Below are 11,851 nucleotides of genomic sequence, written 5' to 3'. Positions count from 1 at the left end.
TGGGGCTTTAATTAATTCACCCGGAAAAATTACCGGGTGAATTCTTAGGCAGGATTAACTGCGAATAAACTGGGATTTTTTTATCCAGTGAATACCGCGATACTTTCTTGTGGATGCGGAATTACGCTTTGCCCAAAAGAAGTTGCGATTGAATTGGAATTCCACTTCATAACCCTCAGCCAGGGCCGCCAGTGGCATCGCCTGCCAGCTGGCCTGACGTCGCTTGCTGGTAGCTTCTAGCAGATATTCTTGGTTGTCCACTATAGCCACCACCCAGGCGTGCCCCTGGCCTTTATGTGTACCCAATGCCACTCGTGCATCCACACCAAGTTCAATCAACCAGTCGGCCAGTAAGATTGCATGGTCTTCACAGTCACCGCGTTTTTGAAAATAAGCTTGGCGGGATGTCTGCCATATATCGGAAAGGCCAGCGTACTGCAGGTGGTCGTACTGATACTCCTTCTGCATTGCCAGAGTATATAGTGGTACCCAAAGTTCCCGGGTTTGGAAGGGCTTAAAGCCTACCAGATAGCTATTGGCAAAATGATGCTGTTTATCCAAACCGCGCGCTGAAGCCGTGACGGCCTCTAACCCTTGCCAGTTCCAAATAGAAACATGGGCGCTCTCCTCCAGGGAGCGTTTGGCTACCACTTTCTGGATGGTTTTCTCGGATAGTGGATAACTGGTACCCGTGACTCTCACGACCCCGTTCTGCCGATCCATTATGGAAGTATTGGCAGAACTATAGGCTCTACTTGCGGATGTAAGGGGCTGGCCTGCTGGAGTACGCGCGCTTGGATTGTGTACGGTATTGCGGAAAATCTCCGGTAGCATTAACAACGTAGAGAAAATGAACAACGGGGCTATCCATCGGCTCACAGCTCTATCCTTTTAAGCCAAAAGAAATGATGATGGCAACAAAAATCAAAATTGTGGAGGCAAAGATGGAGACCGCAATATTGCCGTTTTTCAGCTCGCCCTCAATATCCACTGTGCGCAGTAATTTTTTATCAATGGTTATTAAGGCAACGATTCCAACAAAAAGGGCTAATATGGTGTAAAGCAGGTTGATGCCGAGATTAAATAGCGTTGCGGTGATGAATTCCAGTTGCATGTCTTTATTTCAGTAAGTTGAATTTAAGTTTAATTTTTCAGGAAGATAAAAAATTTTATACAGATTGTAGCATCTTTCACCTTATTACTCCGCCTTGTTGTACATGTATAATTGCAATATCTTATTTTTTTCATTGCATGGTGTTAACAATGCGTTTTGTTTCAGTCTTGGGTCTGATGGCCTCTCTTCTTTTAGTGTCTGCATGTGGTGAGCGAGTTGAAGTACCGCCTGCGCATGTGGGAAAAGTATTAACTGAGAGTGGCTATAAGCCCGAAGTGGTACCGCCTTCTAAATTTCGCCTGGATATGTGTATGTTTTACTGTGACAGGTTGGTCACAATGACAATTGCAGATTTTGGTCATCTGGAAAAATTCAAGGTCTTTATGCCCAAAGACCAGCTTAATATGAGCTTTGATATTCGCATGACTGGTGCCATCAGCAATGATGCCATTGATAGTGTCTTCGACCGTATTCCTCCAGAGAATAATAATATTTCGGTAAATCGTGTCTATGGAACTTATGCTCAGCCGGTAATTCGGGATGTAGTGCGCCGTGTGGTAGCTAAATATTCTATCAATGAGATTGCTTCCAGTAGAGAGTCCCTCAGTCACGAGTTGTTTAGTGAGGTTTCTAAAGCCCTCAAAGGCACACCCATTGAGGTTAAGCGCCTGGGTCTGGCCGATATACAGTTCCCCAAGGTCATCACGCAGGCTAAGGAGCGCGCAGCTGAGCGGCGTGAGCTGATAGAGCAGGAAAAAGCACAATTTCAAATTCAGAAAATCCAAATGGAGCGCGATCTGGAGCGGGAAAAGATGAATCGTGCTATTGCCCGTGAAAAGGCGATTGGACAAAAAGAAGTCAATGATCTGCTGGCCAAGTCAGTAACTGATAAATACTTAGCCTATAGGACTCTGGAAGTCCTCGATAAAATGGCTGAGTCGAATAACAAGGTTTTCCTCCCCGTAGAAGCTCTGGGGACTATAGGTATGCAGCATGCAGTGCTAAATGACCAGGTAAAACGGGTGGCAGGTAAATAAGGAATAATAACAAGAGGCTGAAAGTAATTTTCAGCTTCTTTAATTTTTCAGTCATTTAATAATATCTGCTACCTAATATTTCCTATATTTTTGTGCTCTTTTTTATTGTTGAGCACGGTTTAATCATAATTAAATTTTCAGTCTTTATTGGTGGGTCTTTTTACGCGAATTTATTTACTGAAGATACCGCCCAGGAAAAGCACACAAGCTTGAGGATCTAAGGCGTCGTCAAGCGTATAAGGGGCAGAAAGTAATTGATGGCGTTTGGAGGAAAATAGATACCCTAACTCGGAAAGAGTTATTCATTGAGAATAACTGATGCCTGAGGGGGAGCAAGCCGCTCCCCCAAACAGGAAAGGCCTGCTAAGAATTACATGGAGCCAGTACAACCATTGGCTGCCAAGTAATCAAAGGCGGCTTTGGCCTGGACCAAACCATAGCCATAAGCATTATCTCGGCCCGAATCACCCAAATCCTCTGCAGTAGCCTGCAGGGCAGTGCGGATTTCTGAATTACTGCAGTTCGGGTAATGGCTCCAAACTAAAGCAGCAACGCCAGCAACATGTGGGGTCGCCATGGATGTGCCGTTAAAGTAGGCATAATCGTTAGCTTCGGTTTCGATAGTCGCACTGGCACCCAGTTGAGTTAACAAGGCGCTGCCATCGGTATCGGAGATACCCACGGATGGAATATGGGTCTCCACGCCACCATGGGTGCCATAAAGCATTCCGGGCACATTGTTGTAAATGATCGCTCCAACACCGCCACCGGCTTCACAATTCAGGACTTTTTCCGCAAAGCTGATATTGCCGCGTTGAATCAGGCAGATTTTTCCTGCTGCGCTGACGCAAGCAGATTCAGCCGTTCCGCAATCTTCCAGGGCTCCAGTGATAACGCCAGTGGGGGTACCTGCCATTGCTGCGGCTTCGACTGCAGTGCCGGCTACTTCCAAAGTGGCTGCCTGGCCACTGCCAGTGGGAATAGAGGAAAGTACCTGAACTCCAGGGCCTGCGAGTTCAACCTGATTGGTTTGCTGGGAAAAACCAGCGATGTTTTTATCGCTATCGATCGCTGCTACGGAGACAACGGAGTTGTAAGAAGCCGGGTAGCTATGACGGGTGTTGCCATCATTACCTGCGGCGGCAACAGAGAGAATGCCACGCTTGTTGAGGTTATCGAAGCCGCGTCTCTCAAAGAAGTTTGCCCTGTCGCCACCGAGGCTCATATTAATCACGTTTGCACCATTGGCTGCACACTCTTCAGCAGCGGCAATCAACGATGAAGAGTAGGCCCATCCGTCTGCACCAAAGACTTTGACGATGTGCAAATTGATATTGCTGTTTGGCATTACCCCTACAACACCGGTGTCGTTGTTCATAGCGGCGATAGTGCCAGCTACATGGGTGCCGTGGCTATTTTGGTCTTCATACCAGTTGCCGGCACCATCTGGGTCGCTGCTACCGGTAACCGCGTTACCTGACAGGTCTTCGTGTCCCAGGTCGTAACCGGAGTCAATGATACATACGGTGCGGTTGCCGGCCTGCAGGTCGCTGAGTTGGTCTGCCTGTACCATAGGTATACCATAAGGCATCTCCTGGGACAGGGGATAACGCTTGAGGTCCTCTTCTATAAAGGCAACGTTTGGATTCCTGCGCAGTGCCATCAGCGCCTTTGCTGGAAGGTGTGCGGCCATGGCGTTGTGGTTGCGAATTTCAAGGGCTCTTTGCCCTCCATTTTGTTGTACCAGAGACCTGACGGCCTCCCCCTTGCCTTCCTTGAACGTGACGATATAGCGCTTGTCTTCGGCGCTGGCCGATATTGCGAAGCTAAAAGCCAGGGCACCGCTGGCAAATATCGAAAGGGCCTTTTTCATGAGTTACTCCTTAACAGATATTATTTTATTTTTGGAGAGGAAAAATCCTTGCGAGAAGTAAATCCCGCCCTCCCCGACATAAAAAATAACAACCTTTTGGTTTTTGAGAAATAAAAAACGACCTTTTTATATAAAAAAATACACTTTTTTTAAGTTGGCTAAACTTGGCGCTTTTTTTGTTGAAAGGTTTTCTTTTGGAAACGTTTATTTACGGCGGGTTTAAAAATAAAAAATACTACTTAAGTATTTAAATTTCAGATTGCTTGTACATAAATTAGTAGTTAGACGCATTGCTGCGTCTAACTACTTTAAGCGCGGGTTAATTGAGGGTTATCTTTTCGATTGGTTTGCCATTGATGTCGAGTTCTATAATTTTGCCAATATTAAGCTCTCGAAGACCGCTCTCAATTTTCCTTTTATCACCAACAATCACCCAGGTAAATTGATCCGGCTTAATGGTGTCTTGGGACAACTTATGTATGGTTGATAGATTGACTTCCCGGATTTTGTCTGTATAGCTATCCATATAATCCAGTGGGCGGTCGTAAGTGATCATATTCGAAACTGCGCTGGCGACAGCTTTAATAGTTTCGAAGCTGCCAGGCAATTCATTGACCTTTTTGTCTTTGACCTTTTGCAACTCTTCTTCCCGTGCGGGTTTGCTACTTATGTAACTGCGTAGCTCAGTCTGTAATTCCATCAGGGATTCTTTGGTTTTATCCGTTTGCACTGGGGCATAAACCATTAGTGGTTGTTGGCCTTTTGCTCCGGTCAAAAAAGAGTAGGCACCGTAGGCCCAGTGCTTATCTTCGCGCAGGTTCATATTCAAGCGTGCGGTGAATGTCCCTCCAAAAATATCATTCATCATATGCATCGCATCGCGCTCGGTAATCTTTTCAGATGGTGCCAGTAAGCCACCGATGATAATGCTTTGCTCTGCGTCAGGCTTATCGATCAGGTACAGACTGGCTTTTTGGGGATGCGCCACCTGAGCGAGGTTTTTCTGGGGCAGCGGGCTTTCTGGTGCGCTCCAGTCGCCAAAGTGTTGCTCCAGTTTTTGTGTAAGTGCTTCCAGATTGATATCCCCAACGGCAATAAGGGTGGCATTGTCTGGGCGAAGCCAGGTTTTGTGGTAGTTCACCAAGTCATCGCGATTGAGTGACTTAATAGATGCCTCTGTACCGGAGCCAGTAAACGGTACGCTGTAGGCATGGCCCTCTCCATAGAGTAATGGCGGCAAGCTGCGCAGTGCCATTTGTACAGGGCGGGTCTTTTCTTGTTGAATAGCTGCGATCCAGCGCGCTCGTTTACGCTCAATTTCCTCTTTTGAAAAAGCCGGGTGCATAACAATATCGGCGAATAATGCTACCGAATCATCTAGATTGGTCTTCAATGCGTTAAGGCGCACAGTAGAAGTGTCGATGTCAGCCCCTGAGCTGATATGCGCACCCAGCATTTCTTCTCTCGCGCTTATTTGCAAGGCATCCAGCTTTCCGGTGCCTTCTTTCAGCATGGACATGGCATAACTGGAAGTGCCCAATTTGTTGCCTTGATCTGCGGCATAGCCGGCATCAAACTGCAGGCGCATATCCACAACAGGCACTGAATTTCGTTCAGCCAGGATTACTTTAAGACCGTTGGAAAGTTCGGCAGTTTGTAACTTGGGGAAGGGCACACTGGGGAAATTACCTGTTTCGGGGAGCTTGCTTCGATCTGCCCCACTTTTAGCTACGTCATACTCGGGAAAGGGCAGAACCTCAAGATTGTAATCGCCGCTGGATAGCCATTTCTGTGCGGCTTTGCGAACCTGTTGAGTGGTGATTTTTTGTTTTTTAGTCAGTGCATCCAGGTAGGCATTGGGGTTGCTCTGATAGAGCTCTCCGCGCGCAAGGAGCACTCCTTTACCGCCCCAGCCACCGACTTGCTCGAGGTTACGCACCATTGAGGCATAATCGCTCATATTAACCCTGGCCAGTTCCTCCTGGGTTGGTCCCTCGCTGAGGAACTTTTCTAACTCCTCCTCAATGGCGGCCTCGACCTCAGCAAGTGCCACTCCGGGCTTAGCGTCTGCGGTAATAGGGAAGATGGAAGAAAGTTCGAATTCATACAGGCCAACACTGATGTTGGTGGCGATTTGATCTTTATAAACCAGGCGTTTATACAGGCGTGAATTCTTGCCATCTCCGAGCACCGCTGCGGCCAGGGCAATAGCATTGGCGTCTTCATGGGTGAGATTGGGTGTATTCCAGACTTTATAAAGACGGGGTTGGGCTACGCGATCAAACATTTGCTCGCGGCTGGATTGCTCCCGCTTGGCAATCCAAGCTTTTTTCTTGATTAACGGCGGTCCAGCGGGGATATCGCCAAAGTAATGGTTCGCCTTAGCCTTAGCCGTTTCCACATCGATATCGCCAGCCAAAACTAACACGGTATTGGCCGCACCATAGTATTGTTTGAACCATTCATGCACGTCCTCAAGAGTTGCCGCATTGAGGTCTTCCATCGAGCCAATGGTGGTCCAGGAGTAGGGGTGGTTTGCTGGGTAGATCGCCTTTTGCATGCGTTCCCAGACCTTTCCATAGGGCTGGTTTTGCCCTTGGCGTTTTTCGTTCTGAACCACCCCGCGTTGCTCATCGAGTTTTTCCTGGGTGATAACCCCCAGCAGGTGGCCCATACGGTCCGATTCCATCCAAAGGGCCATATCCAAGGCGTTAGTCGGTACAGTTTCGAAATAATTGGTACGGTCCAGCCAAGTGGTGCCATTCATTCCCGTGGCACCGGCCTGCTCAAAAGGTTTGAAGTACTCGTCGTTGTAATTTTCCGAGCCATTGAACATCAAGTGCTCAAATAAGTGGGCAAAACCTGTGCGTCCAGGCTTTTCATCCTTGGAGCCAACGTGATACCAGACGCCCACAGAAACAATGGGGGCTTTGCGGTCTTCATGCACGATAACGCGCAGACCATTCGGCAGAGTAAATTTTTCGTAATTGATGGAAAGTGGGGCTGTGGTACTTATTGTGGAGGCTAGGGTGGGGTCAGGAGAGTTCGCTTCGCGATTCTCACCTAATGGCGCTTTCCCACAAGCGGATATGGCCAATGCTAGTGTCAGGGGGATGCTGTACCTTCGTACAATTTTCATAAGATTTCCTTGTCGAATTATTTAATACTCGTGTTTAAGGAGCTTTCGAGTAACTGGTAATAAAGGCTCTATCGCTAGCTAGGGCTGCTGATGATTAAATTATTTTGAAAAAATAAATCAACGGTCGCTTTCTTAGGGTGGCTAGTTTATGGCAAGGCTACCTGTGCGACACAATTAAAGGCTCAGGCGATAGGTCTATTGTAAGCCGTTAAAGATTCTCAAATACTCTAGCGGAAATGCTGGGTTTTATAGCGGGCGAGGGAGCGTCTGGCAAACACGTTGGTTTACGCGCAGATGGCTCCCTCTTCAGATAGCTCTCTATAGCCTGGCGGCTTAGTAGGCTTGGCGAATAATATCGATTCCCGGCGTGATGGCACGGTTCCAGGCGGCTTCAATTTCTGGAGAAAACTCACTGTCATGCTGGCGCAGGGTGGCTATAAGCGCATCCAGCCACAGGCGGTACCATTCGGGACGAATATTGTATCCAGTTCGGTCGTGGCTTTTACCCAGGGCGCGCAGCTTGGTATCGGACATGCCGCGGGCGTATAGCACCAGCTGCATGATGCCGTTGCGCAGTAGGTGGCGCTGAGCCTTCATATCCGTATTGGCAAACAGGTTACGAATATCTGCAGAGCTGCCCATAAAGCGATCATAAAAATCCTTAAAGAATTCCTCATTGTTACAGCAGCGCCCGTAACTTTGAAAAACCATATCGCTGTCGGATTGTTCCATCGGTAATTAATCTCCTTATGTGCACCCGCCGCTACTGAGGCATACGCCGGGTCCTGTTTCATTGTGCTTTTGAAGGGGGCGGGAATTCTAGCGGCGTGGCTTTTGAGCGAAAAGAACTTTCGTATCAACAGGTTACAGTGCGAAATTGGAGCATTTGAGGACCGCATACTGGCAGCAGGGACAGAGCCTGTACCTGAAGCTATATCTGTTTATTGAGTACTTGGTACAAGTTTCCCACCAAAAACGTCGAGGCGCATGTGTAGCTGGCTTATATGGATGGGGTTTCAGGTTTGGCGTTTGGTGTCTGGCAGTGCTTTGGACAAACAGTCTCTAGGGGAATCCCTGCCTTTTCCGGTCTTATGAGTGAATCTGCCATGTTTTTCCTTGTTTTCCTGTCGGCAGCGGTGCGGCGCAGTTGATATACTCCGCGCCCACATTTTCAGTTAATCGAAGTAGAAGAGGATTGGTGAATGGCGGTCAAATTGATGGCAGATCTGGAGCTTGCGGGTAAGCGCCTACTAATTCGCGAGGACCTGAATGTACCGGTAAAAGATGGCCGGGTCACTTCTGATGCCCGTATTCGCGCGGCGCTCCCCACTATCCAGGCCGCCATTGATGCTGGAGCCAAAGTGCTGCTGATGTCTCACCTGGGTCGCCCTACAGAGGGTGAGTATGCAGAGGAATTCTCCCTGGCTCCGGTAGCGGCGCATCTGGGCGAACTGCTTGGTCGCGAAGTGGCCCTAATCAAGGAGTGGCGCAATGGCGTCGAGCTAGCCGATGGCGAGGTGGCGTTACTGGAGAACGTGCGCTTCAATGCTGGCGAGAAAAAAGACAGCGAAGACCTGGCTAAGGCCTATGCGGCACTGTGCGACATATTCGTAATGGATGCTTTTGGCACCGCACACCGAGCCCAGGCTTCCACGCACGGTGTGGCCAAGTTTGCCCCTCTTGCCTGTGCCGGTCCTCTGCTGGCAGCAGAACTGGATGCCCTGGAGAAAGCCCTGGCAGAACCTGCCCGCCCACTGGTAGCGATTGTGGGTGGCTCTAAAGTCTCTACCAAACTCACCGTGCTGGAGAGCTTGGCGGATAAAGTGGATCAGCTGATTGTGGGTGGTGGTATCGCCAATACTTTCCTCGCCGCGAGCGGTAAACCGGTGGGCAAGTCTCTGTGTGAGCATGACCTGGTGGATACCGCCAAGAGTCTGATGCAGCAATGCGATATTCCTGTACCCGTCGACGTCGTCACCGGTAAGGAATTCAGCGAGACAGCCGCAGCGGAAACTAAAGCCGCCGATGCTGTGTCTGAGGACGATATGATTTTTGATATTGGTCCAGAGTCTTCTGCAAAACTGGCAGAGATTCTCAAAGGCGCCAAGACCATTATTTGGAATGGCCCTGTAGGGGTATTCGAATTCGATCAGTTTGGTGCTGGCACCGAGCATCTTTCCAAGGCTATTGCCAATAGCGATGCTTTCTCTATCGCCGGTGGTGGTGACACCCTCGCGGCTGTGGATAAATACGGTATTGCCGACAAAGTGTCCTATATTTCCACTGGCGGCGGCGCCTTCCTGGAATATGTGGAAGGCAAGAAACTGCCTGCAGTGGCGATCCTTGAATCCCGCGCCGAAGACTGAGCACACAATAATGCACTCCGCTTAGCGCGGAGTGCGATAAAAGCAAAAAATTACAAATACGACGAGTAGACGAGAAAGGAATTTATTATGGCTCTTATCAGCCTGCGCCAATTGCTGGACCATGCCGCGGAGCATGGTTACGGCGTACCGGCCTTTAACGTAAACAATCTGGAGCAGATGCGCGCGATTATGGAGGCGGCTAAGGAAACCGACTCCCCAGTAATCGTGCAGGCTTCCGCCGGAGCGCGCAAATACGCAGGTGCGCCCTTCCTGCGCCATCTGATCCTGGCCGCTATCGAGGAATTCCCGGAAATTCCAGTGGTTATGCACCAGGATCACGGCACTAGCCCGGCAGTGTGCCAGCGCTCCATTCAGCTGGGTTTCAGCTCCGTGATGATGGACGGCTCCCTGCGTGAGGACGGTAAAACTCCGGCTTCCTACGAATACAATGTGGATGTTACCCAGCGTTCGGTGGATATGGCCCACGCCTGTGGTGTTTCTGTTGAGGGTGAGCTGGGCTGCCTGGGCTCCCTGGAGACCGGCATGGCCGGCGAAGAGGACGGTGTTGGTGCAGAGGGCAAGCTGTCTCACGATCAGCTGTTGACCGATCCGGAAGAAGCCGCTGACTTCGTACAGAAAACCAAGGTAGATGCCCTGGCAATTGCCTGTGGAACCAGCCACGGTGCCTATAAGTTTACCCGTCCGCCCACTGGCGACATCCTCGCTATTGACCGTATCAAGGAAATCCATGCGCGTATCCCAGGTACCCACCTGGTAATGCATGGCTCTTCTTCTGTGCCTCAGGAGTGGCTGGCGGTAATCAATGAATTCGGTGGTGAAATCCCTGAAACCTACGGTGTGCCGGTTGAGCAGATTTGCGAAGGTATCAAACACGGCGTGCGCAAGGTCAATATCGATACTGACCTGCGTCTCGCCTCCACCGGCGCCACTCGTCGCTTCCTGGCAGAGAACCCTTCTGAGTTCGATCCGCGCAAATTCTACAAAGCTGCTTTGCAGGCGATGAAGGAAATCTGTGTTGCGCGTTACGAGGCCTTTGGCACCGCCGGTCAAGCCAGCAAGATTCGCCCACTTAGCCTCGATGCTATGAGCCAGCGTTATGCAGCTGGAGAGCTGGAACCGCAAATTAAGTAAGCGCTTACTTCTTTTGTAGGTAGGAAAGGCGGGCATTGTGCCCGCCTTTTTAATAGATAAGTCACTGTTCACTCATCCAGCCTCTTCCTCCCTGGCAAAAATGCAGTACCATTGGTTCAATGGAAACCTTGCAAGACATCAGCGTTTACGAAAGCAGCCCGGTAACCCAACGCCCGGACTATTCGGCTTTACGGCAAAAGTTGCCGCAGCTCGACTTTGCCAATGATACGGCACCGCTGTTGACTGAAATGCAGGATTATCGGAATTTTTACGATTTACATTTTCCTCTCTCTTATAAAACGGGCGTTGGCACTTTTACAGCGGCGGGTTTTGAGTTGGTTTCCCAGTATTGGTTGGTAGAAAAACCTCGCGGTACGCTGTTTATCTGTCATGGTTATTTCGATCATACTGGTATTTATGGCCCCGCAATTCGCTTCGGTCTCGAGCGTAATCTCAATGTGGTAATTTTCGATTTTCCCGGCCATGGCCTCTCCAGTGGCGAGCGAGTTGCTATCCAGACTTTCCTGCAATATCGCCAAGTGTTTGACCGTCTTTTATCCATCGCTGAAGACAAGCTGCCCAAACCCTGGCATGCCCTGGGGCAAAGCACTGGTGGGGCGGCATTACTGGCGCATTTGCAGTACAGTCGCCGGCAACCGTTGGATAAGGTTTTTTTATTGGCTCCTCTGGTGCGACCGGCCAACTGGCACATAGTGAAATGGAAGTACTATCTGGGGCGGTTGTTTATTAACGAACCCAGCCGCAAGTTCACTATTAATACCCACGATGCCGAGTTTTCCCGGCGCCAGGCCTTGCGTGATCCCCTGCAATCCAGAGTAATTTCCATGTGCTGGCTCGGCGCCATGGTAGATTGGATCAAGACCTTCCCTAAAACTGCGCGTAATCCCCGAAAAATTTTGGTTGTTCAGGGTACCGGTGATGCCACTGTCGATTGGCGCTATGATATGCGCGCAATCCGCGATCGTTTTCCACACTGTCATCGAGTATTGATTCGCGGTGCCCGTCACCAGATGATCAATGAAACCCAGCCCTATAGGCATCAGATACTGGCCGCTATGGATGACTGGTTGAATAGATAAGCTATGTGAGCCTCTTATTCTCCATTTTATTTATGCAGATTTTCCACTGGTCTTCTCACACTATGAATAA

General features: G+C 49.5%; 9 protein-coding genes. 4 read left to right on the top strand and 5 right to left on the bottom strand.

What is annotated here, in order from left to right; translation table 11 throughout:
• Nucleotides 1-54: 54 nt before the first annotated feature.
• Together ACJJID_RS15965 and ACJJID_RS15960 are read right to left on the bottom strand one after the other, a co-directional pair.
• A complete protein-coding gene (locus ACJJID_RS15965; RefSeq protein WP_444920331.1) occupies nucleotides 55-879 on the bottom strand; it encodes a transglutaminase domain-containing protein in 825 nt (274 codons plus the stop codon).
• A 4-nt stretch (nucleotides 880-883) separates the two neighbouring features.
• Nucleotides 884-1,114 (bottom strand): DUF350 domain-containing protein, encoded by a 231-nt coding sequence (locus tag ACJJID_RS15960; RefSeq protein WP_152455492.1) that lies wholly within the window; start codon nucleotides 1,112-1,114, stop codon nucleotides 884-886.
• Between the two features lie 149 nt (nucleotides 1,115-1,263).
• Here ACJJID_RS15960 and ACJJID_RS15955 point away from each other — a divergent pair, with 149 nt between their 5' ends.
• Nucleotides 1,264-2,151, top strand: a complete 888-nt coding sequence (locus ACJJID_RS15955; RefSeq protein WP_444920330.1) for an SPFH domain-containing protein — start codon at nucleotides 1,264-1,266, stop codon at nucleotides 2,149-2,151.
• Nucleotides 2,152-2,521: 370 nt separating this feature from the next.
• On the opposite strand, the gene ACJJID_RS15950 is transcribed toward ACJJID_RS15955, so the two are convergent.
• The 3 genes from ACJJID_RS15950 to ACJJID_RS15940 all read right to left on the bottom strand — a co-directional run bounded on the left by ACJJID_RS15950 (nucleotide 2,522) and on the right by ACJJID_RS15940 (nucleotide 7,895).
• Nucleotides 2,522-4,024, bottom strand: coding sequence for a S8 family serine peptidase (locus tag ACJJID_RS15950; protein WP_444920329.1), 1,503 nt, complete (start codon nucleotides 4,022-4,024; stop codon nucleotides 2,522-2,524).
• Between the two features lie 319 nt (nucleotides 4,025-4,343).
• Complete coding sequence (locus tag ACJJID_RS15945; protein WP_444920328.1) at nucleotides 4,344-7,163, bottom strand: M16 family metallopeptidase; 2,820 nt, start codon at nucleotides 7,161-7,163, stop codon at nucleotides 4,344-4,346.
• A gap of 333 nt (nucleotides 7,164-7,496) precedes the next feature.
• Complete coding sequence (locus ACJJID_RS15940; RefSeq protein ID WP_152455484.1) at nucleotides 7,497-7,895, bottom strand: globin; 399 nt, start codon at nucleotides 7,893-7,895, stop codon at nucleotides 7,497-7,499.
• A gap of 470 nt (nucleotides 7,896-8,365) precedes the next feature.
• On the opposite strand from ACJJID_RS15940, the gene ACJJID_RS15935 reads away from it, so the two are divergent.
• The 3 genes from ACJJID_RS15935 to ACJJID_RS15925 all read left to right on the top strand — a co-directional run bounded on the left by ACJJID_RS15935 (nucleotide 8,366) and on the right by ACJJID_RS15925 (nucleotide 11,781).
• The gene (locus tag ACJJID_RS15935) at nucleotides 8,366-9,529 is read left to right on the top strand and encodes a phosphoglycerate kinase (RefSeq protein ID WP_444920327.1); all 1,164 of its coding nucleotides are present in this window, start codon (nucleotides 8,366-8,368) and stop codon (nucleotides 9,527-9,529) included.
• Nucleotides 9,530-9,616: 87 nt separating this feature from the next.
• Complete coding sequence (gene fba / locus ACJJID_RS15930; protein WP_444920326.1) at nucleotides 9,617-10,681, top strand: class II fructose-bisphosphate aldolase; 1,065 nt, start codon at nucleotides 9,617-9,619, stop codon at nucleotides 10,679-10,681.
• Between the two features lie 119 nt (nucleotides 10,682-10,800).
• A complete protein-coding gene (locus ACJJID_RS15925) occupies nucleotides 10,801-11,781 on the top strand; it encodes an alpha/beta hydrolase (RefSeq protein WP_444920325.1) in 981 nt (326 codons plus the stop codon).
• Nucleotides 11,782-11,851: the final 70 nt, after the last annotated feature.

The organism is Microbulbifer sp. CnH-101-G, assembly GCF_052466775.1.
Note: the sequence above shows the minus strand (reverse complement) of the source record. Positions and strands in the feature narration are given on the sequence as shown.

Coding starts and splice junctions, on each gene's coding strand:
- ACJJID_RS15960 (WP_152455492.1), bottom strand. CDS start 1,114: ATGCAACTGGAATTCATCACCGCAACGCTATTTAATCTCGGCATCAAC.
- ACJJID_RS15955 (WP_444920330.1), top strand. CDS start 1,264: ATGCGTTTTGTTTCAGTCTTGGGTCTGATGGCCTCTCTTCTTTTAGTG.
- ACJJID_RS15950 (WP_444920329.1), bottom strand. CDS start 4,024: ATGAAAAAGGCCCTTTCGATATTTGCCAGCGGTGCCCTGGCTTTTAGC.
- ACJJID_RS15945 (WP_444920328.1), bottom strand. CDS start 7,163: ATGAAAATTGTACGAAGGTACAGCATCCCCCTGACACTAGCATTGGCC.
- ACJJID_RS15940 (WP_152455484.1), bottom strand. CDS start 7,895: ATGGAACAATCCGACAGCGATATGGTTTTTCAAAGTTACGGGCGCTGC.
- ACJJID_RS15935 (WP_444920327.1), top strand. CDS start 8,366: ATGGCGGTCAAATTGATGGCAGATCTGGAGCTTGCGGGTAAGCGCCTA.
- fba (WP_444920326.1), top strand. CDS start 9,617: ATGGCTCTTATCAGCCTGCGCCAATTGCTGGACCATGCCGCGGAGCAT.
- ACJJID_RS15925 (WP_444920325.1), top strand. CDS start 10,801: ATGGAAACCTTGCAAGACATCAGCGTTTACGAAAGCAGCCCGGTAACC.